The following is a 26,789-nucleotide window of genomic DNA, read 5'->3' as shown; positions in this document are numbered from 1 at the left end:
AGCAATTTCATACTGGGTATCTGTAAGGTCTAATTTTTCGGCAATTTTATCAAGAATCTTACTGTACTCTCTGTCTATTTCTGGCGTCATTTTTAGTCAATTTTAATTGTTGGATAAAACCCACGAGCTGGGTTTTGAAAATTTTGGTCGTAAACGAGCATTGGTAAGTCTGCCTTCGGCATTCTTACTCTTCCCAATTCAATGGCCATGGCATTGGGCATCGCAGGGAATACGTGAATGAGGTTATTTTGACCATGGTAAGCCTTTATTTCATTCAAGAGCAAACGCAACTCCGTTCTAAACCGTGCCAATTGCTCTCTGTTTCTTAGAAAGTCATTGTTGGGTTTGTTCACTGTAAATGTCCAAATCGAACATTCTTCACCTAAAACGCTCACGATACGATCTTCCGTAATGGTAGCGCTCAACGCAAATACCAAAGCAACGGTTGGATACGAATTTTGAGGTTTGAATACCTCAAAAGTTACCTCATCTGGTTCATTTAACCACTTCCATGTTTTCGGCTCTCGATGAAGCTGATAAACCTCCGTTGGGTGTAAATCACCCAATAAACTACCCAAAAGAATCAATAATGGTTGGGGAGCTAATCCAAAGACGGATAGGTGTTTGATTGTACCTTTTTCCAGCTTTTGCTTTATTTTATCACCAAAATTTGCTCTTAGGTTAGCTTCTTCCATTCCCCAGAACTCTTCTCGATAATCAATTACACCGCTATTTAGCAGCCCCAATTCCACTCCGTAATTACTTGAGGGATAATACTTTTCCGAAATTGTGTCAAAAGCATCATTATACGTTAGCAATACTTTCTGATTACCGATATTAGCCCCAAAAAGTAAAATTTCAGACTCAGTTTTATCCTTGAAATCAGTTAAACGCTCTATGAGTGTCTCATGCCGCCGTTTCATTGCTACAAGCCTTTCTACGGGATGACTTACAACTTCAATTTTATCAATCAAACGATGATGCTTATCACACATTAACATCAGGTTATCAAAATCTTGGCAGTGTTTAGGAGATAAAATTTCATCTCCTCGTGGCCCATCGGGTTCTGCTGCTATAATATGAGCGATGTAAGCAGCATTATAGTTTCTTTTTGTGAGTATGTCACGTGAAAGCATCTCATTACATCCTTCATACTGACACCTACCTGCGGATCTTGCCCAAAGCAGATTTACTACTTTCTCTGGTATTTCTTTCCTATTTTTTTTCTTTTTTTGTACTTCGTCTTTCATAGCTGCAATTATTTAGTTAGATACCCAATTCCTTCAAGTAAACCTTCATTTGCTGCTTGATGGCAGTCAGTTGGTTTTCAAGATTATCAATCTCGTTTTGGGTGGCTTTCAGGTCTATGTCGGGTTCTTCCTCAAAGGTATCCACGTAGCGAGGTATATTGAGGTTGTAGTCGTTTTGGCGGATTTCGTCGAGCGTGGCCCAATAGGCGTATTTAGGTTCAACAGCCCCCGATGAGGAAGCTTGACGGTAGGTACTTACGATGTGCTGAATGTGGTCGGGGCTGAGGGTATTTTGGTTTTTACCTTCGGTGTATTCACGGGAGGCATCAATAAACAACACGTTTTGGTGCTGCTTACCCCGATTGAACACCAAAATGGCGGTAGGGATACCCGTTCCGAAAAATAGATTGGCAGGCAAACCAATCACTGCTTCGAGGAGGTTGTTTTCGATGAGTTGTTGGCGAACCTTGCCTTCGGCTGCTCCTCTAAACAATACCCCATGCGGCACCACTACTCCCACCTTGCCACGGCCTTCGTAGGCTGTTTCTATCATGTGGCTGATAAAGGCAAAATCTCCCTTTGATTTGGGCGGAACTCCCCGCCAAAAACGGTTGTAGCGATCGTGGGGAGCTTCTTCTGCGCCCCATTTATCAAGCGAAAAGGGCGGATTGGCCACTACAATGTCAAACTTCATGAGGTGGTCGCCTTCCAATAACAGGGGGTTATTGATGGTATCACCCCAACGAATCGTGGCATCGTCCATGCCGTGCAAAAACATGTTCATACGAGCCAGGGCGTAGGTAGAGCCGTTTACTTCTTGGCCATAGACCGAAAAATTGTTGTTGCCAATTTTTTGAGCCACTTTAATTAGCAATGAACCAGATCCACAGGTGGGGTCGCAAATGCGGCTACCTGGCTGCGGGTTCATGAGTTCAGCCAAAAGCGTAGCCACGGGCGAGGGCGTATAAAACTCCCCTGCTTTTTTGCCCGCATCAGAGGCAAAGCGTTCAATCAGGTACTCATACACATCGCCAATGACATCGGCTGATTCTAAATGAGAAGGTGATAAATCCACATTTTTAAAATCTTCAATGAGGTTTTTCAGACGGCGGTTGCGGTCTTTGGTCTGCCCCAAATTAGCCTCAGAATTGAAGTCAATATTCCTGAACACGCCCTCTAACTTAACACGGTTCGAGTCTTGTAACTCTTCGAGGGCTTCGTTGATCAATTCGCCGATGTTGGGTTCATTGCGGTTGCTATAAAGGTAATCGTATTGGCAATGCTCGGGCAATTGGAAACGCTCGTTTCGCATGGCCCGTTCGGTTCGTTCGGTGTTGCCATCGTAGCGGTTCAGATGATAATTGTAGCGGTCTTTCCAGAGATCAGAAAGGTACTTCACAAACAGGAAAGTCAAAATATAATCTTTGTACTGACTGGGGTCTATTACGCCTCTGAATGTATCGCAGGCTTTCCAGACGGTATTGTTAATTTCAGCTTGTGAGATGAGCTTAGACATGATTTTGAATGATATGTGTAAAAATTCCTTGAAAACGTAATTCTTTCTGAGCCAACGCTTGCATTGTAAGCTGTCGTTCTTGTTGGTGCAGGCGGTGTAGGTGAATGATTTTGTGTTGTTGAGCCATGGGAACAATCGGCACAGGCAGGTTCAGAAAATCTTTTTTGTTGAGTACGGGTACGGTAGCCGTGGTACTAATCATAGATTTGATTTTCACTTGGGTACTGGGTTGGTTGAGGTAAAGCATCAAAAACCGAGCATCAATCAAAGTAGTTTGGAGTCTCACGACAAAAAACGACGATGAGGCCACAGCAGGCAAATAGCTTTCCTCGATATAAAAAGCCATATTACGCCCTCCCTTAGCAGGTAACAGAATATCGCCCGCTTGCAGGAGTTGCCGCTCGGTATTGAGGTCAGCAGTATCCACAAAAACGGTTGGTTGGCTGTTGATTATCAACCCGCTATCATCAAAGTCACTCATCTGCAAATAACGTATCTCGCCCGCCGAATGACGATTTTGGATATTGACTCCAAAAAGTATCTCTGCAATATTTCCAATTGTTTCCATAAATCACATTAACCTACTTTTTGAAAAAGCAGTTCAAATATATTAAATATTTTTTGTTTTATTTTAATGTAATAAAATTTTTTGTAGAAAAAATAGGTGTTAAAATAACCAAATGATAGAAATTATGCATTTTATTTGTTGACACAACAAAAGTAAAAACAATAATCGTATTGACAAATATATATATTTTCACTTATTTTGTCAATATAAAACTCGCTAATCATGGAATCTACTTTTGCCGATAGGTTTATTTCGGCTCGAAAAATGGCTGGAATGTCGCTACAAGAACTCGCAGATAGTTTAGGAGATGTTTCCAAACAAGCGCTTCATCAGTACGAACAAGGAAAAGCCCGACCCGATAGCGAACGGTTAATACGAATCGCCCAACTATTAGGCGTTCGAGTCAATTATTTCTTTCGACCTGAACGGGTAACCCTCCAAAATGTTGAATTCAGAAAACGAGTAAAACTTACCAAAACCGAAGAAGAAAAAGTACGAGAGCAGAGCATTGATTTTCTGGAAAGATACCATGAATTAGAATCGTTGTTGGATGCCCAAATCAAGTTCGAGAATCCAATAGAAGGTACTGTTATTAACTCTTTTGAAGACATTGACCCTGCTGCCGAACGTTTACGAGATGCTTGGAAGTTAGGACGGGATTCTATTGGAAACGTCATTGAAACCCTTGAAGATCGTGGCATTAAAGTATTTCAGGTGTCAGCAAACGAAAGTTTTGATGGATTGTCTGCTATGGGCAATGATAGCCTTATTATCGTAGTTAATACCATTTTTGATGTGGTGAGGCAACGGTTTACCACTTTGCACGAATTGGCCCACTGCGTATTGAGGTTTAACCCAGACATACCCGAAAAACAGGTTGAAAAACTCTGCCACGCTTTTGCAGGAGCATTTTTGTTGCCAAAAGAGACTTTTATTGAAGAAATGACCGTACGGCGTCGCTATATCTCCTTGGCAGAACTGGTACAAGTGAAAGAACAATATGGTGTATCTATTCAGGCCATTATGGCACGAGCTAAGGCATTGGGTATCATCAGCGACACTGGCTATCAGGATTTTAGTATTCTATTCAGTAAATTAGGTTATCGAAAAAATGAACCTGGACGATACCTTGGACAAGAAAAAGCCCTGCGTTTCAAGCAACTACTCTACCGAGCAGCAGCTGAAGAAATCATATCTATGTCGAAAGCAGCGGCTTTGAATAACCAGAAGTTAGCGGAGTTTCGGCAGGAATTAACAGGCTTAACGCATGGATAGTATTAAAAAGCACTATCACCCCACCCTCACTCCCACCCTTTTCTCTTCTTTTTTCTCCGAAACCTTCTCCGTCAGCGAATCTTGAATTTTACGCTCTATGCTTTGCAAATCTTGGCGAAGCTGCGTAAGCTCTTGTTTGTAAGGCCACGGCTTCGATATAAAATCTCGTAATTGCTCGATGTCACGTTTAAAATCCCCTACTCGCTTGCGCTGATCTTCTATCAATTTGGGGATTTTTTCGAGGGCGTTATGAACAAACTGTGCTGCTATTTCGGGAGTGCGGGGCATTTGGCCGCCGTTGTGTTGATACTTGATGCCATTGGGTGATACCACCGAAAAATAGTTTTCTTGCTGGACATAGCCTTCCACAAAATTAGTCACCGTCGTTACTTCTAACTTAAAACCGTGAAACGCTCCTACCACTTTCGGTTCGGAGTTGCGATAGTTTTTGTCAATAATGATGAGTTTTTTACCGATTTCTTTGGGGTCTTTACTGTCCAAATCGGGGATAATGAGCTGTCCTTGCAGCTTCCCATTTTCGTCATAGGTGTTTATTCTTTTGAGATAAGTTTGGTCTGCTTCTACCTTTTTCAATTGGGTTTCTGATTTATCGGCCTGTTGTTCTTTGCCTTCCAAACGCTGTTTTCCCTGCACCACATCCTTGTTGTAAATCAACAAATCTGACTCTAATCTCCCCAACCACTTTTCAATCTTAGCCTTTTCCAGTAAATCGGTGTTTCCCGACAAAATAGCAATGTATTCGCTAAAATTCATGCCGTTTTTTTCGTCTAAGCTACCTTCATCAATTCGTCGAGTGGCCAGATTGGAGTTCTTGATTTGGCTGATAAACAACGATTTGTTCTGCAACAGGTTGAACTTGTAGTTGTCCAAGGTCTTTTCAACGGCATACACGTAGTTGTGGACTTGGTTACCGTACAATTTTGCAATCTCGTTTCCTTTACGAACTCCTCTCCCTATACGTTGGTCGAGTTCCGAAGGTTTCCAAGGGATATCCAAATGGTGCAAGGCTACAATACGCTGCTGTACATTCACGCCCGTCCCCAACATTTCGGTCGAGCCCAACAGGATTCTGACATTGCCTGCGTTAGTGTCGGCAAAGAGCTTGGTTCGTTGCGCTTCATTTTTACATTCTTGGATAAACCTGATTTCATTGGGTGGAATCTGGTACTCTTCTACTAACTTTCGTTTCAATTCGCTATAGACATTCCACTGCTGAGGTTTGTACGTTCCCAAATCCGAGAAAACCAGTTGTGTCCCTTTGTGGGATTGGGTTTGCTGATAGTGTTCAGCTATTTTCTTGGCACATTGGCTTACTTTATTGTTGGGATGATCGTCGTAATTTGGATTGAGCAAACGCATATCCAAGGCCATTTTCTTGGCATAATTGGTCGCAATTAGCATCTTCGCCGCCTCTTCTCCTTCGCTTAGTTTGGGACGGCCGAGCAAGGTCGCATCACCCGTTTCGGCAAACTTCATCAGTTTTTGGATAAAATCCTCTTGCTGCGGTGTGGGCGATACGTGTATGAGCTTTTGGTTCAACTGCGGGCGCTCAATGCCAATCATGTCGGCCGTTCTAAAATCGGTTATTTGATTGTAAAACATGGCTAACTCAGGCACTTTGATAAAGTATCGAAAGCGCTCTTTCTGAATCAGGTTATTGGTGACCGAAAACTCAAAATCGGTGGTTTTCTTGGCATATACTGCGGCCCAAGCGTCAAAGTTGACGATATTCTGCTTTTGGAGTTCTTTGGGGCGGAGGTACTTGAAAATCAGGTACAATTCGGTTAATGAATTACTGATAGTTGTCCCTGAAAGAAAAGTAGCACACAAATCCTTGTTCTTGCGTTGCTGCATCGTTCTAATCGCGTACAGCAAATTAATGGCCTTTTGGCTACCTTCTTGGTTGCCCAAACCCGCCACTCGGTTGTGGCGAGTGGTAAACATCAGGTTTTTGAAGCGGTGACTTTCGTCAATAAACAGGTGGTCAATGCCCATTTGCTGAAAATCAGGAACATCGTCTCTTTTTTCTTTGAGTTGGTGGTTGATACGAGCCATCTCAACCGTCAGGTTTGCTTTGCGCTTTTCGAGTCCTTTCAAAGCAGCCTTGGATACTTCGTTGTTCTGGCGACGCATTACTTCCAAATCCAATTCTACGTTGTTCAATTCCGCTTGAACCGTCTTTTGCTGGATTTGGTACGACTGAGGGATTTTCCCAAATTGGTCGTGGGTCAGAATGAGACAATCCCAATGGTTGTTTTTGATGTCATTAAATAGCTTGACACGGTTTTCGGGACTAAAATCACTAGCTTGGGGGTATAACAGCTTCGCATCTGGGTAAGCCGATTGAAAGGTTTCGGCAATTTGGTGAACATTGGCTTTGAGTCCAATAATCATGGGTTTATTGACAATACCCAATCGTTTCATTTCATAGGCAGCTACGCACATAATCAGGGTTTTACCCGAACCTACTTCGTGGTCAGCAACGCCTCCCTCGTTTTGAAGCAACATCCACACGGCATCTTTTTGACTTTGGTACAAACTCGTTATCCCCAAGTTTTTGTAATTGAGGTGCGGAAATTGTTGATGCTGACCATTGTATTGTGGTTTGACGTAGCAGTTAAACAATTGATTATAACGTTGTTCTATCTCTGTTTTGAGGTCTTTTGACTGCTCATTTAGCCAAACAGGAAACTGATGACGGATTTGTTCAATTTTACTGGCCGCCAATTGGGTTTTCTCTTGGTCTTTGACTGTAACTTCTTGTCCGCCATCATACAACTTTTTGGTAATGTGAGGATTGGTATTCAGCAACGCATATTCGGCTAAATCCAGTCCATCGTAGGTGCGGGTTTGGGCATTTACGGCAAATTCAGTGGTGATTTTGGCATTACTTTGGGTACTTCGCAAGGGTCTTACCGTAAACGTATCCGTAGATTGGGCGTACTGAATCCGAATGGGTAGGTCAAACAAATGACTCAAATAATCTTGATATACTTGCGTCGGAATCCAACGTTCGCCAAAATTAAATTCCAACAATTCAAAAGGTACTTTTTCTGGCTGGCTTTCACGTAGTGCTTCCAACGTTTTTTCAACCTGTGCCTGATGCCGCTCCGTCGTATTTTGTTCGAGGTATTCTTCAATCGTCCTCAATTTTTCAAAAACATTGCCCGAAAGCAACATCTCTCTGGTTTTGTATTCGTCTTGAATCGGGTCAAAAAGCAGGCGGTCTTGCAACTGATTCAGCAATTTTTCGTCGCTTAAACCACTCACTTCTTGCATGTAGTCAAGATTGACTTTCCCGAACCAATTCAACGACGTAAGCAAGGCATCTTCAGCCGTCTCAATGCGTTGTTTTATAGAAAATGAAACAGGCTGTTCAAAAATATCGGCTTTAATAAATTGCCCCTCTTTGACCCGCTCCAAGGCCAACAGTTCTTTCCCTTGCGGGTCGAGCAAGACGGTTCCAACGTTTTCTTTGCGGTTTAGCTGACCGTATTGGGCAATAAAGCGCTCATACGATTCATTGAGCAGCTGGCGTAATCCTGCATTTTCGGCTTGAAATTCCTGCTCAACATTATAAAGCAAGTTGTAGTTATCTCGAAGCTGAATCAGGCTTTTCACTTTTTCCTGTTGGGTCTTCGAGATTTCCAGAGGGCGAAAAGAAGGTTTTGCCTCGACCAACTCGTACACCTTACCCACAAGCCCATTTTGTTCTACCAACGAACCTTCTTTTAAGTGTGGGTATTTTATGCCTTCAAAAAGCTGAGGTTCAATCACCAACGTTGGCTGAAGCGTCGCAAAAAGGTCAAGTTGAGGCGTAGGTGGGGCTTTACTAATGACAACCCGCGCTTTTTCGGTTGGTATAGCTATTTTGAGGTGTTGACCCAAATCCTCGTCCAGCATTCGTTTCAATTCTTGACCAATGGCTTCGCTTCCCCCTTGATGAATGAAAATTCGGGCGGGTTTACCATACTGGTCAGTATCAAATTGAAGTTGGGTATGGACAATACGACCCAAGTTTTCGTAATAGCGGTTGCTCGGATACTCTCCCCGTGGACTTTGGGTAAAGAGCCGTTCGCGGTGGCTAAGGTTTGTTTTTTGGGTATCTTTTTGGAGAATAATCAAATCACTGCCAACACTTGTGCCCGCAAAATCAGTAAATAGATTGTGAGGTAAGCGAACGGAGCTTATCAGATTTGTATTCCGCATCAGGTAGTGCCGAATAGGCTCATTACTTGGGCTATTCATCAACGCATCAGTTGTCAAGAAGGCCACTACCCCACCCTCTTTGACGACATCCACGGCTTTGGCAAAAAAATAGCTATGCAAACTTCGGCAAGCCTGGCGTTTGGTTTTGTCTTTGCTGTTGGCAAAGGTTGCATCCCATACCGCCACATCTCCAAAAGGAATGTTGGAGGCTACCAAGTCGAAGGAATTCAAGTAGCGACTGCTGATGTCTTCAAATCCTTGTTGTTTAACTTGGTTTTTGCCGTGGAGCGTTTGTAACAGTGTCGCCGTCAGTAAATCTTTTTCAATCAAAAGGGGATTAGAAAGTGGCAAACCAACTCGCTGAAAACCATCCGAGAACTGCCCCAACCCCGCCGAAGGGTCTAAAAAGTTATTCACTTCAAACCCCATTTGTTGGATAGCTTCTCCGAGCGCTTCAATCACTTCTGGAGGAGTATAAAAACTGGTCAATACACTATTTTTAAGGCTTTGCCAGTATTCCTCGGCCCGTTGTTCACCTGCCGCATTTTTTATTGTTTCCCACAGTGTTTGAATAAGGGGACGTAGTTCAACGTCTGCTTTCGTTTGCCAAGCACTGTCGTCTTCCAATGGCAGTAAAATCGCTTTTATTCCACCAAAACCTGCATAGCGACGAATTAAATCGGCTTGCTCCGACGTTGGACTAGCTCCTTGTTTTTGCAATTGCAATGCAAGAGCTATCGCCTCGGTATTGGTTACCAAGTGTTGTTTAGGATTAAACGCCATGAACTTGAATCAAATTTTCAAGTTGACCGATAATTAAATGGTAGCAGAGTCGCTGATTCTCGCCCGATTCAGATTCGTACTTGTGTACAAGTTTTTCGAGCAATGGGCAAATAGCAATGAGAAAGGTTTGCCGTTTCTCTGATGCGATTAGTCTTTGATAATCAGGCAGAAACTCGGTTTCGAGCAAATGATTCAAAAACGAATAGGTCGAAAAAGATAGGCCATTGGTGAGTTCAGCAATGGCTACCTCTTGGGATTGTAAAATGTCCTTACCTGCTAATCGTTCCTTTTCAAAAATAGAAGCAGCCTGATTTGCTCGCTCTAATACAAGATTCTCTATTTCTTCTGGGGCGAGTTGAGCCAGCAAATCAGGAAAATCGCTTTGCAAATAACTCTGTAAGTATAGGGTAAAGTAATTCTGCTCCATAGTTGCATCAAAAACTAATTTTATTCTTCCCTTGCCCAAACCCCTGTGATTCAGAATTTTTCATTTCCTCCTGTTTTGATTTTTGAATCTCTTGGTAAGGTTTAATTGCGGGCGGTGCGGGCAATTTAAGGTTATGAGAAAGAGGTAAGGCTTGACCGTTACGTTCTCTCAACACATCGTTCAAATCTTTTTGCTGACGAGTTGGACGCACGACTTGAAATAGTTTTTGTTCTTGCCGTTTTTCGATTTCATCACTAATACGATTCAATGCCTTGGTCAATAATTTAGTATCATTCGGAAAGTGAATCGTAGTACGGGTTATCATGTATTTCATGTTTTCATCCAACATGGTTTCTCGTTGAAACTCATTGATTTTCTTTTCTTTATCGTTCAAATCCGTGCTATATCGTTTCACAAACAAATTCATGTCTTCGACCAAATCTTTTATGAAGCCCTCGTTTAGTTCCTGCGCTTTTCTTGCTCCCAACGCTAAGGGGTAGCGAAGCTCCAAGTTCAACCGATTTGTTCCGACGGAGTCTTGGTTCTCGGTATTTTCATCCGTTTTTTTTGTTTGCTGATTAGTAGGTGATGAATAGGTCAGGTAGGGTTTAACCTTCATTTCAGGGTTTTCGGAGGGGTGGTCCAAGGCCAAGTAATTCACGGCAAACCGTAGCCCAGCATTATCACCATCTTGTGCAATCACTAATTGCGCTTGCGGATTTCTATTGAGGATTTCTTGCAAAAAAGCCACTTGTTTCCCGCCAGGTTGCCCACCCGTAGCGACGTAAAAACGTCGTTCATCAGCTTGTTCGGGGTTCAATTGTTTTAACGAAATCGCATCAATGGCCGATTCAGAAATGACAATTCGTTGAACGGGGACTTCATAAAAACCCGTTTTGGCTTGCTCAATAGACAAAACAGCACGTTTTTCTTCGCCTAAGTCTCCATATAAAAATACTACGTTTTTAGCATCTTGACGGTAAATTGTACCAATAGTCCCCTGTAAAATTTCTTGTCCTTTTTCATCTTTCATAGCCTCTCTTGCCTCAAAAAAACGATTTGAGTGCCATAATGCCTCTCCTCGTTCCCCTTCGGGAAATGCTTTATAAGCCTCATTCCGAATATCCATTGATGCAATGTTTCCATCACGGGCGTACATAGGGAAGGCTGTATTTACGTGTCGAATCACACCCGTGTCAAACGCCACGTTTTTGATTCGTCCCTCAAATTCTTTGGCAAAAAGTGTCTGTTTTTCAATAGCCCGTCCTTCCAAATATTCGGTATCAGTCAACGGGGCAATCTGATATTTGCTGTACAAATCCTGCTCTCGGAGGAGCGTATCTTTCAAGAAATAATTGGCAGGGACTTCAATCATTGGCTCAACTATGCGCTTCTTTTCAGCAAATCCGTCTTGCATCATGATTGAGTCAATCGTCTGAAAAATATGGCGATAGTTTCCGTGTTCCATCCGTTCCATGAACTTAAAAATATCGCCTTTAAATTGCGGATCGTTTAAGTCCACAAAAAACTTCGTCCCGTAATCTTTTACGGCTGCTACTGCCAAGCGTTGCTTGTCACCTTTAATTCCCGTTTCGTACAGCCTCCAAGCATCGTTGGGACGAGACTTCTTTTTATCCAACTGATAACCATAATGTTGTAGTACAATTTCTAAATCTAACTCTTGCTTTATTTGGCTCAAATCTCGGGTCATACGTCCGCCTTTTCGTTGGGTTTGGGATGATATGGCTATTTTATCTCGTTCCGTAATTTCACTACCATCAGGCTTTCTTAAAGTCACATCATTTTTCGCCGCAAATCGCTCAATGGTTTCCAGATTCCAAGCCTTATGAACTGACTTCGATTCTTGAATATTATGATACAAGTCGTTCATATTTAACTGCTTGTACCCAACAGAACCATCTAATTTTCCCGTTTGGCTTGGCAAATACGCTCGACCCTTCTCGCTTCGTTGATACACTTCTTTAAACTCGGCAGGATGAAAACCACTGATTGCAGGGTAAACAGCAACTCTAACCTCGCCACTACCAAGCGTTAAAGTACGTTTGGCTTCTGGATTGGTAACGACGCTCTGAGGCAATTGGGTAACACTCCTTGCCCCGTACATATTTTTGATGGCCTTATTGCACCTTTCAACATTATCGGGTGTAGGTTCAATCCAGAGTTGAACATTTCCAATCGTACGGGTATTATCAATGCCATTTAAGGCAAAATCACCAAATGCTATGTAGCGTACAGCTTCTTTGTTTAAATGTCGAAGGATGGCTAATTGCTCTCTCGAAGCTCGGTTTTTGACATCTTGCATGGTCTTTTCGGGCTTAGATGTTAGTCGGGGATTTCAAAACCACCTTCGGGTTCATTGACATCGAACAGTGAGTTTAACAAGTCTTTGGTATCGAAAAGGGTATCCAAATGAGCTGTATAGAGTAGATTTTGCTCGTCATTAGACAGTAATTCCCATAATTCAGGGTCATTGATAGAAGCATTTATCACATATTTACTTGGGTCGAGCGGTTCTTCACCCTCAGCAATGTAAAGCGGCTGAATAGCTACGTTGATTCGTTCGGCCCCGTACCTTTTTGTTAGGTCATTAAGAGATAACATCATCAATTTTTATGGATTAGCAGTTGAAAAATGGCTCAACTTATTTTTCAATCACAAAGTAAGTCAAGTCAATTTAATAAAACAAATTATTTATTTTTGCCTTTATGATTAAACATATATTGAAAATTATATTGTTTTTATTTCCAATAATAATCAACGCCCAAGTTGCTTCAGATAGTATTCTGCACTCGGAAAGGTCGCTAATAAGCGAATTACAACGATTATCTCATGTCGAGATTATCCGTCTATTTCCTTGTTTTTTTGAAACAAATCCAGTCGTAGCTTTCACCATTCCTTGTCTCCCTCCTGTCGGTTTTTGGGAAGGAAACCGAATTTCTTCGGGATTCGGCTGGCGTAAACACCCATTAAAGGGAAAATTTCAGCACCACAGCGGAATTGACATTGCTGGAAACTATCAATATATCCGAACGACAGCAACAGGTTTAGTAGAGCAAGTGGGTTATGATAACGCCCTTGGTTTATTCGTTATTGTCAATCATGGCAACTCATATCAGACCATTTATGGTCATCTGGCCGATATTAAGGTGAAAAAAAATCAATTTTTAAACATTGGCGAAAAGATTGGAATATTAGGGAATACAGGCCACTCTACGGGGAAACACTTACATTATGCCATCAAGAAAAACAGTATTTATGTAAATCCTGCGGAAAACTTGACGCTCGGAATTAGGTTTTTGGAAGGCTATTTGCATAAACAATAATATGCAATATATTACACCTTTTAATAAAAAATCCATAACAATTGCTTGCAATATCATCGAAAAGGCATTATATTGCACATTCAAATCAAAATTTATGAACCTTGTTCAAGTAGGCGAAACTATCAAGCAACGACGACAACGGCTTAATATTCGGCAAAACGACTTAGCCGAATTATCGGAGGTAGGGCTCCGTACTCTGATTGCCATTGAAAACGGGACAGGCAATCCATCGTTTGAAACCCTTACTAAAATTGTTGATGTGCTGGGTTTAGAACTTACTTTGACTATTAAATCATGAGAAAAGCCTTTGTATATCTCAACTCGGAAGCTGTTGGAACACTCGCTGAAACGGCCGACGGTTTAGTTTTTCGATATGACGACCATTACATGGCTCGCCCCAACGCCCATGCGTTGAGTTTGACCATGCCAATTTCTCAGCAAGAATTCAAGTCGGCTTATTTATTTCCCTTTTTCTATGGACTACTATCGGAGGGCTACAATCGGGTCGTGCAATGCCGATTGCTTAAAATTGACGAAAACGACGACTTTGGGCTGCTGCTGGCCATAGCCCACACAGATACAGTTGGAGCCGTGCGAGTGGTAGAGCAAGTTGAAAACCTGCCTTTTGAAGCATGAAAACAATCTTTTGCCCTTCTACCCTGCAATCAGGCTTTGATACTTATAGCCCCAAAGCCCGAAAATTTCTTTTCGACGGGAAGCGGGTTTCGCACATCTTACCATTTAAACACCAAGACATCAGAACTACCGCCTTTCAGGGTTTTGGCCAAGCGTTTCGACAACTTTCTATTTCGGGCGTACAGGAAAAATATGGCTTAGTGCTCGATGGCAGTACATTGAGGCTACCAGAACCAAATGAGAAAACGAAGTACATTCTAAAACCCATTCCGCCCGATTTGCCCAACGCTGACGAAATTCCTGCTAATGAACACTTGACTATGCAAATTGCCCAGCAAGTGTATGGTATTCCAACGGCGGTCAATGGTTTGATTTTTTTTGCCGACGAAGAACCTGCTTTGCTCATTAAACGCTTTGATTTTCGTCCTGATGGCGCGAAATGGCGGCAAGAAGATTTTGCCTCCTTATCAGGAAGAACCAAGCAAACCGCAGGCCTGGATTATAAATACGAAGGAAGCTACGAAGAAATGGCTCTATTGATTAAACAACATTTGCCCGCTTATCGGGTAGAAACAGAGAAATTTTTTCAATTGGTCTTGTTCAATTATTTGTTCTCGAACGGCGATGCTCACCTCAAAAACTTCTCTATTATCGAAACCCTTGACGGTGATTTTGTATTGAGTCCTGCTTACGACTTGATTTGTACCCGTTTACATCTCACTGATTCGGATATGGCGTTAAAAGATGGACTTTTTAGTAATGATTACGAAACCGATAGCTACACCGCCAATGCTTTTTACGCTTTCCCTGATTTCCTGATATTTGGTTCTCGTATCGGTATTACTGAAAAACGGGTACGTCAACAATTGATTTTTTTTCAGAAAGACTACGAGAAAGTACGGGCCATGACACAAAATTCCTGGTTGAGCGATGCCGCCAAAGCCACGTACTTAGCTTGTTACGAATCTCGGTTGCAACGATTAAATTACGCTTTCAAGATGAACAAGTAGGAAAATCAGAAAAACAAATCCTTCAATTCTTCGCTTGTATATTTATCACTTTGCAAGAGTTGATAGTAGGAATACGCCTTATTGATGAGCGTATCGGTATATTGTAACGAAATGAAATTAACTCCATTTTCGTACAAAAATGACTGATACTGCAATAAATTCTTGGCATTTCCACGACCTGAGTACATGTTTTTAAAATTATGATACTCAATACCCACTATTTCGGCTAATTGTTTGAGATTCATTTTCTTGATGTTTTCGAGCGTACTCGTGTCAGCCCGTTCAAAAATAGCGTCGGTCATGCGTCGGTTCTTATACACAAAAAACGAGTACGTAAATACCAACTTCCAGTAGTATTCACTCGCTTCGGGGTGTTCTTTCACAGTTGATAATTTCGCTTGCAATTCGGCTTGTTCTTCGGGCTTTTCCGAAGATATTTGCAAGGTTTTCAGTATATCTTCTCCTACCAAAATAGGATTGTAGCTACCTTTCTCATCGGCTGCTAACTTAGGTCTTCCTCGTGGGTTCATTGGTTACAAATTTTCAAAGTGGTCCGCCGAAGCGTCGAAGCGCCGATGCGGTGGTTAGATTATTTAGTGGTGGTAACTCCGTATTCTGCCATTTCGTACTCAATTAGTAGTGAAATATCTTGCTTCACACGGTGGTAATGTTCTTGTAAGAGCTTATTTCTAAAAGAATGTTTCTCGGACTCAGTTAATTTTTGATAATCAACCTTGTACTTTTTTTCAACCATAACTGCCAAATCATTGATTTTAGGCAGTTTTTGTGTCTTTTTGAGTTGCTCTTTTTCAACACTCACAAAAGCTTTGAACGTTTTCAAATCAAATTCCTCGCCAAAATTATCTACAAACTGCCCAACAAACTCACCTTGCTTCAAAGTTGAGATTTTAGAGGCAGGAATTACGTCAGCCTGCTGCGTCGAAACGTTGATGGTAGTATCATTTTTAGAATATGTGATTGATTCCTTTTCCTGATTGGTCTTACCAAAACGACGGGATAGTTTCTCAGCGGTTTCAAAGACTACCGTTCCCGAGAACAGATTGCCAATGATGTTGATAATTACCTTTGCTTCTCGCTCGCCATAATCTCGAACCAACTGCTCAAAGTCTTGCACTCCTAACCAAGTCGCTACTTTATTGCTTCGGGCAGTGGCAATGAGCATATCTATCCCCTTGATAAACATGGTCGGCAACTCGTCCCAAAAAAGAGCCGATTTTAGCTTTCCTTTTTTGTTCACAAGCTTCATCATTCGAGAGGTATAAAGTGAAAACGCCGTGCCATAGACACTAATCCGTTCGGGGTTGTTACCTGTGCAAAGTATTTTGGGGTCGTCTGGATTATTAATGTCTAAACTAAAATCATTGCCCGTCATTACCCAATACAATGTCGGCGATGAAAGTCGAGCCATGGGAATGCGTACTGATGAAATCTGTCCTTCCAACTGCTCCATTGCACCACCTGCTTTGGCATCAATAAACGGACGGACGTAGATCTCGACCTCAGGGTACTGCTCCATTATCTGAAACGTTTCGTCATAACGACGGTTGGTAAATTCGAGCGTGTGCGGAAACGTGCAGATTTGGCCTAATCGCTTAAAATCCTCTAAAAGTTTAGGACTTTGCTCGCCTTCATTCTTTTGTTTTTCCTGCTCGTACAATTCCCGATATTTCATGCTGACCGTACGTAAATACCAAATCACTGAGGTAAGAAAGTTAATTGCTGACTCGGGAAAAAACTCACCTTGCTTCTGCGCCCAAGTGCGGTTAAGGTTCAACATAATGGTCTGCGCCGACTCATAAGCATCCATCACGTCCGTCATCAATTCAGGTAACAGTGGGTTACAACGGTGCGAATATTCAATATCATCAAAGTTGATAACGTAAAATTTGGGGATAATTGGCTCACCGTTCGCTTTTTTACCCCATGCAAATTTGTTTTCCCGTAAGATTTTCAAATACGCATTATAGGCTTCTTCGGTTAGGTCAGGAAACTTAAAGTCATAAACGTAAGCAGTATATCCTTTATATATAGACTGCCAAAGCGCAGGTATCAAAATTGCATACGATTTACCCGACCCAGGTACTCCCAATACCATTGTGGAACGGAACGGGTTTACAATATTAACCAACCCTTCCCGCCATTTGCCACGGTAGTGATAAGTTGTTTTAAAATGAATTGAAAACTCGTTAGATACAAACGCCTCATTTTGAGGAAATTCCTCATTTGATTCATTGAAAATATCATTTTCAGGCTGAACAAAAAGCAAACGAGAAAGATATTGACCTGACTTGACCAAAAACAGTGTACCTATCAATGTTAAGATAATATATAATGTATCAATCAGAATAGGAGAAAAAGTAGGTTTTAGATAAAGTAGAAAAATTGAACCCATGAATAAAGCTGTTCCCATTGCAGCATCAGTCATTATTTTCTGCCTTTTCACGTTGGGGTCAATCTTTCCTTTTGAGCCAAGTGAATATAAAAAAATCAAAAAGTAGGTCAGAATTTTGGACAGAATAGGCGTGTTAAACAATCCAAATTGTCGATGGAGCTTGGTCAAAAACGTATAAATAAAGCCTCGAATGGGCAGACTTTCAGCTAAAATCTCATGGCAAAACCACAAAAAATGAAACACTAACAGAAGTATGGCAATGATCAGTAATAGCTCAACCCCCTGAGCATATCCTTCTTTCTCTTTGCTCGTCAGCCCCGACATTTTGAATATTCATTTAATTAGGGGCTTAAAATAATAAAAACATTTAATTATATAACATTAAATTATACTTTTATGTTATTTGAGTAGATGAGCGGCTGTATTTTTACTATTTGTTCTCAAATGCCCTTCTTAACTCTAAGACTTGGGAATCTTTTTCCTCGTCTTCCTTCATTCGTTCTTTAAGGTGTTGATAATAGAGATATACTTTGTAATCGTTTGTATGTTTGTAATAAATCAACGCTCCCACCAATGAGCCAGCCACAATTCCCATGAAATTATCCACTGAGTCTTGTACCATGTAGTAGGTCAAAAATCCAATGATGAGTGTCAAGCTCCAAATTAAGATTAGACGAACAAACCTCACCTGAATCAATGCCCAAAAGGTCACCGCCGCAACGAAGAATGTCAGCAAGCCATACGACCAATGCAAATCATATACTTTACAGACTTTGTACCCAGCAAAAATACCAATGGCAAGTGCTTCGTAGTCTAAAATCCCGATTGGATAATCAATTTCTGAATGGTGTTTTCCGTACTCCAATCTCATTGTTTACAAATTCTTAAAGTGGTCAATCAAAATCTGCGCCACCATGTCTTTGATGTTGATATCCTGCTCCACTGCTTTGAGTTTGATTTTTTTCATCAAAGTAGCAGGGATTTTCACGTTAAACTGGGTAATTTCCTCTTCTGGTTCTTCCACACTTTTTTTCTGAACCTGTTGAACAGGCTCTACTTTTTGCATGGGTAAAGTAGCAGGTTCTTCTACTAATTTTGTACTTAACTTCCCCAAGCGGTTTTTAAATTCGTCACTTACTGCCATACTGATTTATTGGTTTAAAGTTGTTCAACTATTTCTTCGGCTAAGGCCATCATCTCCTCACGTGCTTTTTCGTCTTCGATATTTCCCACGCCATTGGCCACTACCGATCGAATATAGCTCACTCGTTCCATCACTCTGGTTTTGAGCGTTGGTATAGGATAACTATCTAAAATATTTTTAATATCTGCATTCACACTTGTCCGATGCTTTACCATATTCAGCACAATGCCTGCCTTCATGGCTGGATTTTGTTTTTGAGCTTCTGCAATCAACGCAATGGTTGCTTTAATTGCCATCACGTCTAAGTAACTCACTTTGGTAGGTACTAACACAAAATCCGAAATCTCGAATAACGTTGAAAGTTGGTCGGTCAAGTAAGGCGGGGTATCAATAATCAAAATATCCAACTCGGGTACATTCCCTGTGGTGAGTACTTCCTGCGGTACGAGGGTAATCCCTTCAAGCAAATCACCCAAGCCTACTACGCTACCTTGTAAGTCAGTATCAAGAATGCCTACTCTGAGTGTATCCTTAAATAGAAAAGAAAGGTTTAGTGCCAAAGTAGTCTTGCCTACTCCCCCCTTCTGGTGCGCCACGGTTATTACTTTCATTGGTTATTGTCAGCTATTTTTCAGCTACAAAGCAACCTATAAATAGTAAAATATCAAAATAAAAGTGTATCTGAATAGAAAAATATTAAAATATCTCAATCAAAACCTGTAAAATTTTAGGAGTACACAATTCATTGGTTTATACATGATTAAAGATACATCACAATTTAAAATAAATAATTTTTATTATTTAAAATCACATAATAAAAAATAAATTTATTTATTTTGCGTTTGAAATTTAATTACAAACCACAATAAACACGTATTGATGAAAAGGAAAGTTCACTACCTATGGGGAATTGCTTTGACAATAACGGCTTTAACCCAATCCAAGGCACAGAACGCAGGAATTCAACGAGGCGCACAGGTTATTGAGCAACAAGCCACCGCCTTACAAGCCTATTTTACACCAGTAACCACCATTATTTATGTTATAGCCGCCATTGTGGGGTTAGTTGGTGGGTTTAGAATTTACAGTAAGTGGCAAAACGGCGACCAAGATACCCAAAAAGCTGCTGTGGGTTGGATGGGTGCCATTTTGTTCATTTTGGCCATTGCAGCTACGCTACAAGCTGTGTTCTTTTAAGCCAATGAAACGACTTCACTATATCGTTTCTTCATTTTTGCTGGCTACACTAATGAATGAATATACATTTGCTCAATCAGTAGATTTGACAAAGAAAAGTGGATTTTCGAGGGTGGGAATTGGTGAACAGTTTACTGAACCACTACACAATAATCTTTCTATGTTCGTCACTTTTACTTATTTGGTTTGTGGATTCATGGGTTTGATTGGAGGGCTTCGGATTTATACTCGCTGGCAATTAGGTGAAAGCGAACGCATTACCACTGAAATTTGGCGGTGGGCAGCCGCAATACTTGCTGTGATTGCTATCACTACGGGGCTGAGTGCTTATGTTTCAGAAATGGAAGTTGGTTCTGCGCGGATTACTCAACAAGATTTTGGCATTAACCCTTAACGATGGATTCATTCTACGCCATAGCCCGAAATACATGCCTATCACTGGCGGCTGCCGCTGCGGTGATAGCTGGACTGCGACTGTTCCAAAAATGGAATCGAGGTGAAGAAGTGGAAGGCATGATTTTTATTTGGTTAATCGGAATCCTGTTTGCGGGTGGTATCGTAGTCATGGTAGATAATTTTATTGTGGGTGGAGCTTATGTCTTTTTCACTGGTATTTCGGGAACAGCAGAGGGACTTTCTATTGAACTCTATCATGCTTCACTATTACTCGGTATTGTCATTACAATTGTGGGAATCATCAAAATCTACCGAAAATTTCAAAATGGAGAAGAAGATCTTTATGAATATATGCTCAAATGGTTCGGGTCATTGTTGTTTTTGTTCAGTATGGGTTATTTAATCAGTGCAATTCTATGAAGTCTTTTCCTGTTTTTAGGGGCGTTGACAATGAAATTGAGTTTCGAGGATTACGAGGCAAATATTTCTATTACGCCACTGTCGGCATCATTGCCAGTATTTTCCTGACGTTGTTTTTGTACATCATCGGGTTGAATACATTGATTGCTATTTCGGTATTGTTGATGAGTGCAGGCAGCACGCTTTTTTATACCTATGATGCCAATAAACGACACGGACGCTGGGGCGAAATCAAATTAGCGATCAAAAATCACAAACCCTTTTTTGTTTACCAAAACCGTTCGTTTGCTCGACTGATTGAAGTACAAACTTTATCCAAACGCAAGTGAAAAGTATCAACCAAAACAAGGCAAAAAACCTTGAAACGCTGTTTCCAATTTTGGCGGTGGATGCCGAAACAGACATCATTGTTTCCAAAAATGCAGATTTGACGGTAGCTTTTGAAATGAAGGTGCCTGAAATCTTCGCCATATCTGATGGCGAATACGATACGCTGCACGATGTGTTGGTTCGAGCAATCAAGATTTTACCCATCGGATACATGATTCATAAGCAGGATATGTTTATTGAGGACGAATACCATCCAAATTTTGAGAGTGCCTACTTGCAATCTAACAATTATGTGGCGTGGGAAAACGAACGGCACTTTGCAGAGCGTCCCTACCTACGGCATCGGTGTTATTTGTACATTACTCGTCCTGCTTCTTCACCTTTGAAACGAACCAGTCAACAGTCCTCGTTCCTCAAACGTCATTTAGTACCCAAGGAAATCCAAGACCCAAAAACATGGATTGAATTTACGGACATTGTAAATCAATTCGAGGCAATCTTCAACGATTCGGGAAAGGTAACGCTGAACAGGCTAAACAAAGATGAAATTCTCGGCACAAAAACTGAAACAGGCCTTTTTCAAAAATACTTTTCGCTTTCATTCGATGACGAAGTGTTATATGACCTCGAAACAAAAGACGGGTTGAAAGTGGCAGGTAATACAACTTACACCTACGCCATTACCGAACTCAACGATTTTCCGAACGATTTACAAAATTCGGCTCGGCTCGAACAGTTCTCCACCGACAGCAGTCATTTTCCCATTTCAACGGGTTCGACGCTGGGAATGATGTTATCTTGCAATCACGTATATAACCAAGCGTTAGTAATTTGTGATGGTGATACAATGGTAAACGAAATGGTCGGAGAAGTACGCCGACACTATTCTTTTTCGGCATGGTCAAAGGAAAACGAAGTGAGTATTTCAGCCAAAGATGCCTTTATGGCAGAAGTGAAAGCCAACAACCGCAAAGTCGTAAAAGCACACTTCAATGTGATGGTTTTTCACCGAGATTCCGAAATCGCCGACCATTATCGTTCATTGGCTGCGGCGGCCATTTCAAAGTTAGGATTCAAGCCAAAGTTGACTACCTGGGATGCTGAAACGCTGTTCTGGGCTTGTATCCCTGGAAATATTTCTGAAATCGGAACGGATAACTTGGCTACCTGTTTTTTGGAAGAAGCTACGAGCATTTGGAACGTAGAAACCAACTACCAAGACGGTTTTTTCTACAAAAACGGTATTTTACTTACTGACCGCTTTGGTCGTCCGTGTATGGTTGACCCATTCTTTGCCCCGTTGGAAAAAGGGTTGATTTCCAATCGAAATTTTATGGTCATTGGCCCATCGGGGTCAGGTAAGTCGTTTACAATGAACAATATCATTTACTACTTGCTTTCCCATGGTGTACACATCAGCATGGTGGATGTGGGGCACTCGTACAAACGACTGTGCAAACTCATGGGCGGAAGGTACATTACCTACGAAACAGATAACCCCATTAATTTCAATCCCTTCTACATGAAGGACTTGAACCCCGACGAAGAAACCAAGGATGCTTTGGCAAATTTGTTGATGGCCCTTTGGAAAAAAGACGGGGAACGGTCGTCCAAATCCGAAGAAGTAACAATTTCGAGCATTGTTCACGAATACTACGTGGCTCTACGTCGCAATCGAAATGATGGAAATGATATTTTTCCATGTTTTGATAGCTTTTATGAGTTCACTCAAAATGACTATCCTGACATCTTTAAGCAAAACCAGGGGCGCTCGGAAAAAGAATTTGACTTGCAAAACTTCCTATATGTCTTGCGTCCATATTATAAAGGGGGGCAGTATGATTACCTGCTCAATTCTCGGCAAAATATTGACCTCATGGATTTACCTTTCGTAATTTATGAGTTAGACAACATTAAAGACCACCCAGTACTTTTTCCCGTGACAACTATTATGATTATGAACACCTACGTTCGTAAACTATTCAGTGTAAAAGGAGTATTGAAAATGTTGGTCATCGAAGAAGCGTGGAAAGCTTTGGCAAAAGACAGTTTTTCTGATTTCTTACGCTGGTGTTCAAAGACCGTTAGGAAGCATTACGGCTCATTGGGGGTTGTTACACAAGAAGTAGATGATTTGGTTGGAAATGCTATCGTCAAAGATGCCATTATCAACAATTCACCCATTAAATTTCTGCTCGACCAGAGTAATTATGAGAAACGTTTTGGTGAAATCATGCAGACACTGGCACTCTCCGAAAAGCAAGCGAACATTATTTTGAGTATCAACAAAGGCAAAAACCCAAACCGTCCACCATACAAAGAATTAGCTTTGTTACTGGGGGACTATTGCAAAGTTTATGGGGTTGAAGTTTCCAAAACGGCCTATGGAACTTTTACCACTGAACGGCGAGAAGTGGAGGAAATTCAAGATTTAGCCCAAAACAAGTACAACGGCAACCTTGAAAGTGCCGTAAAAGCGTGGGCAAACGGTGAACGCACAACTGTTTTTCAACCTTAATACTTACTCTCATGTTACGCTTAAAACCCTTAAAATTACTGGCTCTGATAGGCTTATTGGCCTTTTTTCAATTGAAAGCCAACGCACAGTTTGTCGTATCCGACCCTTTGCATACGGCAGTTACTCAGCTCATCAAATTATTGCAAGACCCTTCGTTTAAAACCTTGGTCAAGAATGTCGAAAAGTTGAAAAAAGTAGCCAGTGGAGTACAACAATTTCACAGGGGAACCCAGTTGGTTTCAACCATTACCCAAACGACTTCGATGCTCAATCAAATGGCTAATTCAATTGGAAAGGATGGGCATATTTATCCTGCCGAGTACCAGCTAATTATTCAGGATTTTCAAGGTTTAACCAAAGCAGGAACGGATATTTTGAAAGATATGAGGCAATCTACCTCACAAAATATCCTTGAAATGAATGATTCCGAACGAATGAATTGGCTCAACATGGCGCACGAACGAGCGGGAAAATTTCAAAATCTGGTACAAGCATACTACAATCGAATCCGAGCTATGTCCATGAGGAGAGCTGGAAATTTACGAGATCGACAGGCTACGGCCAAGCTCTATGACATTGCCTTAGCAAACGTTACAAGCAACCCATTAGGGGGGAATTTTAACTTTAACAATGGCAACGAACAAGCTTATGATGCTTTTTACCCAGAAGGAACTTCTGTTTTGGACAACTACACCGAAACCGAGGATGCACTCAAAATGCGTCAGGCACAAGAGGATTTTAACAAACGTCTTTTGAATTATCAAGATGAACTACAAATCGCCGAAATGAAGGCACAGCGTATAGCTTTATCCATGAAGATCGCAGAAGGTTACCGACCGATTGAAAACTGGGCTGGGACAAAAACGGTAGGTTGGGCAACCCCTGACAGTAAAGAGATTTCCAAAGAAGAATTTGAGGTGATTGTCAAGATACTCGGACGGGAATTACTGGTTCCGATGCGAGAAGAACTGACCAAAAAATACCGAATTGACGAAGGTATCAAACTGAAATAGCATGAATTTCGATATTCTAAAAACGCTCGAATACGTCTATCAAAGTACACTCACCAGTTCTAATGGTGCTGCGGAGAAAATAGAAGTCAGCATACGGGCAGTGGCGGGGATTGGTGCGTTGGTCTATATCTTTTCGAGATTAATTGGGCAAATTTCCCGTAACGAACCGATTGACTTCTTCCCGTATCTACGTCCGTTTCTTATGGTCTTACTCATTGCTTCCGCTCCCAAAATGTGTGACGTGATGGACGCTTTTGGCAAGAAAACAGTAAGTTTGGTCAACGCATCAAACGGAGATTTATACGAAAAGGTCAAGAAGAACACCGAAATGGTACAAAAGAAAATTCGGGAGAAGTGGGACGAAATTGGTACCAACCCACAACGTTACAAAGAAATTTTCGGTGGTGACTTAAACGAAGACCGTGAAGCATTTATGGGTTTGGGTAGTGTCGGCGTTGATTTCAAAATTGGATTCCAACGTTTTTCAGAGGAATTTAAGTTTCAAATTTTGTCTGCTCTTCAAGATATTTTAATGGCCATTATGCACTTGGCCGAAGCCATTTTATTCTTGATTTCCATCTGTTACCGCCTCGTACTAAGAATGGGCGCCCCCATTGCGTTTGTATTAGCGATATTTCCTGGCTTTACTCAAAATATAGCCAGTTGGTTTGGTAGTTACATCAACTACACACTTATGCCCACCGTTGCGGCTTTGTACAGCAGCATTGCCTTTGCCGCTTCTGATGCCTACCTAAATGCCTACGACCCTGCGGCTGCCGTACAATCGGGAGGAGCTGAGGCTCAGCAACCTGAGTATTTAGGATTGGCCTACATCGCCTTACTCGTCATGTTTCTGATGGGCTATTTTCAAGTTCCTTCTATGACCAATATGCTAGTAACCGTAGGCGGGGTCGGGGCAATGGTACAAGGAGCTACTCGCATGGTTAATCAAACGCTTGGTAGTGCAGCCTCATCAGTGGCCAAAGGAACGGCTGGTGCTGGTACTCGAATATTGAGAGATACGAGCAAAGCTTCATTGGATGGTTTAGTAAACATTCCCAAGAACGTTTCAACAGGTGTCCAACAAGGCTCTAACAAAGGTGCAAGCTATGGTTCACAAGGGAAAGTAGTTGGTGGGGTAATTGGCGGAGTGGGTGGCTTGGCAAAATCTACGGTTGGAGCAACAGCCCTCGGAGCCTTAAATGCGACAAAACAGGAAGGTAAACGCCAAAAGAATCGTTTGAATCGTAAAATTAACCGTCTGTAAACCCATGCTTTTAAAATCATTTCAATACCGAAATAATCTATTGTACCGCCACCGAAAAACGCTCAATTTCAATCTTGTAGCGTTGGGGCTATTGGCCTTCATGACGATTGTAATAGTAATTTGGTCATTTAAAAAATACCAACGCAACACGGCTAAAACCTATGTTTTTCATCAAAAAGGGGCATCCATAGAAATTTACGACGATAAAAAATGAAAGAATTATTGCAATTAGAAAAGGACTTCCAGCGAGGTAGATTGCTGGTCATCGTGGCGTTTGCTTGTTCGTTTCTCATCTCTATTGCGGCAGTGGTGCTGGCGTTCAAATACAGTAACGATTTCTCAAAACGCATCTATCTGGTCAATCGAGGTGAGGCCATCGAAGTAACCTGCGGAGACGTTACTGACAACCGTCCTGCCGAAGCTCGTCATCATGTAAGCCGTTTTCACGAACTATTCTTTAATGTTTCGCCTGACCCAAAATCCATTGACGACAACATGAAAAAGGCATTGTTTCTATGTGATGAGTCTGCCAAGAAGTTACATGATAACCTCAGTGAGCAGAATTTTTACCGTGAAATGATACAGGGGAACGTAACTCAACGGGTTAAAGTAGATTCTGTTTTAACGGATTTACGAATGTATCCTTACCGAACCATCACCTACGCAACACTTATTCAAGAACGAGCCACTGCCATTTCAGAAAGGCAACTTATTACGCAAACGTATTTGGTGGACATCAATCGTTCCGATAATTCACCCAACGGTTTTTTGATGCGTGATTTCCAAATTCTTACTTCCAAAATCGTGCGGGAACGTTCAAAATAGCCATGCGCTCAATATTCAGAAAAACCAAAAAAGAGGAAGAGCATCCTGCCTTTCAAGTGGGAGAACAAGTAGGCAAATGGTTTTCGGAACTGACTATTGAAATAGCAAACTATCTAAATAGCTGGCAACACCGAGTAGGCTTTCTATTAAGAAACGTACTGATTCTAACCATTTTGCTTTTACTTTTCGCATGGTTCATTTGGCAAATACGGAATGTTTTTAATTAA

Annotated in this window: 26 protein-coding genes; 14 read left to right on the top strand and 12 right to left on the bottom strand. The window is 41.5% G+C overall.

The genetic code is table 11. From position 1 onward, the window contains the following. Positions 1-92: 92 nt before the first annotated feature. The 3 genes from G563_RS34935 to G563_RS0115845 are packed head-to-tail and all read right to left on the bottom strand — an operon-like array spanning position 93 to position 3,334. Positions 93-1,250, bottom strand: coding sequence for an SAVED domain-containing protein (locus tag G563_RS34935; RefSeq protein ID WP_037327088.1), 1,158 nt, complete (start codon positions 1,248-1,250; stop codon positions 93-95). A 16-nt stretch (positions 1,251-1,266) separates the two neighbouring features. Then, positions 1,267-2,766, bottom strand: a complete 1,500-nt coding sequence (locus G563_RS0115850) for a type I restriction-modification system subunit M (RefSeq protein WP_028666181.1) — start codon at positions 2,764-2,766, stop codon at positions 1,267-1,269. Then, complete coding sequence (locus G563_RS0115845; protein ID WP_028666180.1) at positions 2,759-3,334, bottom strand: restriction endonuclease subunit S; 576 nt, start codon at positions 3,332-3,334, stop codon at positions 2,759-2,761. Before G563_RS0115845 ends, G563_RS0115850 begins: the two co-directional genes overlap by 8 nt. A 222-nt stretch (positions 3,335-3,556) precedes the next feature. Here G563_RS0115845 and G563_RS0115840 point away from each other — a divergent pair, with 222 nt between their 5' ends. Further along, a complete protein-coding gene (locus G563_RS0115840) occupies positions 3,557-4,609 on the top strand; it encodes a helix-turn-helix domain-containing protein (protein ID WP_037327085.1) in 1,053 nt (350 codons plus the stop codon). A gap of 15 nt (positions 4,610-4,624) precedes the next feature. On the opposite strand, the gene G563_RS0115835 is transcribed toward G563_RS0115840, so the two are convergent. Genes G563_RS0115835 through G563_RS0115820 form a run of 4 tightly spaced genes read right to left on the bottom strand, consistent with a single transcriptional unit; the run spans position 4,625 to position 12,674 of the window. Next, entirely contained in the window at positions 4,625-9,622 is a 4,998-nt protein-coding gene (locus tag G563_RS0115835) for a helicase-like domain-containing protein (protein ID WP_028666178.1), read from the bottom strand. Then, on the bottom strand, positions 9,612-10,049 hold the full coding sequence (locus G563_RS0115830) for a DUF1896 family protein (protein ID WP_028666177.1): 438 nt from the start codon (positions 10,047-10,049) through the stop codon (positions 9,612-9,614). Before G563_RS0115830 ends, G563_RS0115835 begins: the two co-directional genes overlap by 11 nt. A 7-nt stretch (positions 10,050-10,056) precedes the next feature. Continuing rightward, a complete protein-coding gene (locus G563_RS34930) occupies positions 10,057-12,372 on the bottom strand; it encodes a toprim domain-containing protein (RefSeq protein WP_051211012.1) in 2,316 nt (771 codons plus the stop codon). A 20-nt stretch (positions 12,373-12,392) separates the two neighbouring features. After that, a complete protein-coding gene (locus G563_RS0115820) occupies positions 12,393-12,674 on the bottom strand; it encodes a hypothetical protein (RefSeq protein WP_051211011.1) in 282 nt (93 codons plus the stop codon). A gap of 101 nt (positions 12,675-12,775) precedes the next feature. Between G563_RS0115820 and G563_RS0115815 the strand changes: the two genes are divergently transcribed. The 4 genes from G563_RS0115815 to G563_RS0115800 all read left to right on the top strand — a co-directional run bounded on the left by G563_RS0115815 (position 12,776) and on the right by G563_RS0115800 (position 15,039). Continuing rightward, positions 12,776-13,393 (top strand): M23 family metallopeptidase, encoded by a 618-nt coding sequence (locus G563_RS0115815; protein WP_028666175.1) that lies wholly within the window; start codon positions 12,776-12,778, stop codon positions 13,391-13,393. A 94-nt stretch (positions 13,394-13,487) separates the two neighbouring features. Beyond that, positions 13,488-13,691, top strand: coding sequence for a helix-turn-helix transcriptional regulator (locus tag G563_RS0115810; protein WP_028666174.1), 204 nt, complete (start codon positions 13,488-13,490; stop codon positions 13,689-13,691). Next, on the top strand, positions 13,688-14,029 hold the full coding sequence (locus G563_RS0115805) for a HipA N-terminal domain-containing protein (protein WP_028666173.1): 342 nt from the start codon (positions 13,688-13,690) through the stop codon (positions 14,027-14,029). Before G563_RS0115810 ends, G563_RS0115805 begins: the two co-directional genes overlap by 4 nt. Next, the gene (locus G563_RS0115800; protein ID WP_028666172.1) at positions 14,026-15,039 is read left to right on the top strand and encodes a HipA domain-containing protein; all 1,014 of its coding nucleotides are present in this window, start codon (positions 14,026-14,028) and stop codon (positions 15,037-15,039) included. The genes G563_RS0115805 and G563_RS0115800 overlap by 4 nt, the downstream gene beginning before the upstream one ends. 5 nt (positions 15,040-15,044) lie before the next feature. Here G563_RS0115800 and G563_RS0115795 read toward each other — a convergent pair whose 3' ends face one another. The 5 genes from G563_RS0115795 to G563_RS0115775 all read right to left on the bottom strand — a co-directional run bounded on the left by G563_RS0115795 (position 15,045) and on the right by G563_RS0115775 (position 19,207). Continuing rightward, complete coding sequence (locus G563_RS0115795; RefSeq protein ID WP_028666171.1) at positions 15,045-15,569, bottom strand: hypothetical protein; 525 nt, start codon at positions 15,567-15,569, stop codon at positions 15,045-15,047. A 59-nt stretch (positions 15,570-15,628) separates the two neighbouring features. After that, positions 15,629-17,776 carry a YWFCY domain-containing protein gene (locus G563_RS0115790; protein WP_028666170.1) on the bottom strand — a complete coding sequence of 716 codons (2,148 nt, stop codon included), beginning with the start codon at positions 17,774-17,776 and terminating at the stop codon, positions 15,629-15,631. Positions 17,777-17,882: 106 nt separating this feature from the next. Next, complete coding sequence (locus tag G563_RS0115785; protein WP_028666169.1) at positions 17,883-18,323, bottom strand: hypothetical protein; 441 nt, start codon at positions 18,321-18,323, stop codon at positions 17,883-17,885. Between the two features lie 3 nt (positions 18,324-18,326). Beyond that, entirely contained in the window at positions 18,327-18,596 is a 270-nt protein-coding gene (locus tag G563_RS0115780; protein WP_028666168.1) for a hypothetical protein, read from the bottom strand. Positions 18,597-18,610: 14 nt separating this feature from the next. After that, positions 18,611-19,207, bottom strand: a complete 597-nt coding sequence (locus tag G563_RS0115775) for a nucleotide-binding protein (RefSeq protein ID WP_028666167.1) — start codon at positions 19,205-19,207, stop codon at positions 18,611-18,613. Positions 19,208-19,475: 268 nt separating this feature from the next. On the opposite strand from G563_RS0115775, the gene G563_RS0115770 reads away from it, so the two are divergent. From G563_RS0115770 to traK, 9 genes are read left to right on the top strand one after another with little or no spacing between them, the layout of a single operon-like run. Further along, positions 19,476-19,793 carry a DUF4134 family protein gene (locus tag G563_RS0115770; protein WP_028666166.1) on the top strand — a complete coding sequence of 106 codons (318 nt, stop codon included), beginning with the start codon at positions 19,476-19,478 and terminating at the stop codon, positions 19,791-19,793. A 4-nt stretch (positions 19,794-19,797) separates the two neighbouring features. Continuing rightward, positions 19,798-20,187: a DUF4134 family protein gene (locus tag G563_RS37050; RefSeq protein ID WP_084650877.1), complete on the top strand. Its 390-nt coding sequence runs from the start codon at positions 19,798-19,800 to the stop codon at positions 20,185-20,187. Positions 20,188-20,189: 2 nt separating this feature from the next. After that, positions 20,190-20,609, top strand: a complete 420-nt coding sequence (locus G563_RS0115760) for a DUF4134 family protein (protein WP_028666164.1) — start codon at positions 20,190-20,192, stop codon at positions 20,607-20,609. Beyond that, entirely contained in the window at positions 20,606-20,938 is a 333-nt protein-coding gene (locus G563_RS0115755) for a DUF4133 domain-containing protein (RefSeq protein ID WP_028666163.1), read from the top strand. The genes G563_RS0115760 and G563_RS0115755 overlap by 4 nt, the downstream gene beginning before the upstream one ends. Next, positions 20,935-23,457, top strand: a complete 2,523-nt coding sequence (locus G563_RS0115750; RefSeq protein ID WP_028666162.1) for a TraG family conjugative transposon ATPase — start codon at positions 20,935-20,937, stop codon at positions 23,455-23,457. Before G563_RS0115755 ends, G563_RS0115750 begins: the two co-directional genes overlap by 4 nt. Positions 23,458-23,468: 11 nt before the next feature. After that, positions 23,469-24,470: a hypothetical protein gene (locus tag G563_RS34920; RefSeq protein WP_051211010.1), complete on the top strand. Its 1,002-nt coding sequence runs from the start codon at positions 23,469-23,471 to the stop codon at positions 24,468-24,470. A gap of 1 nt (position 24,471) precedes the next feature. After that, a complete protein-coding gene (locus tag G563_RS0115740) occupies positions 24,472-25,737 on the top strand; it encodes a TraJ family protein (RefSeq protein ID WP_028666161.1) in 1,266 nt (421 codons plus the stop codon). A gap of 4 nt (positions 25,738-25,741) precedes the next feature. Beyond that, entirely contained in the window at positions 25,742-25,951 is a 210-nt protein-coding gene (locus G563_RS34915) for a hypothetical protein (protein WP_051211009.1), read from the top strand. Continuing rightward, positions 25,948-26,562, top strand: coding sequence for a conjugative transposon protein TraK (traK, locus tag G563_RS0115730; protein WP_028666160.1), 615 nt, complete (start codon positions 25,948-25,950; stop codon positions 26,560-26,562). Before G563_RS34915 ends, traK begins: the two co-directional genes overlap by 4 nt. Positions 26,563-26,789: the final 227 nt, after the last annotated feature.

The organism is Runella zeae DSM 19591 (assembly GCF_000423565.1).
Classification (GTDB): Bacteria; Bacteroidota; Bacteroidia; order Cytophagales; family Spirosomataceae; genus Runella; species Runella zeae.
Note: the sequence above shows the minus strand (reverse complement) of the source record. Positions and strands in the feature narration are given on the sequence as shown.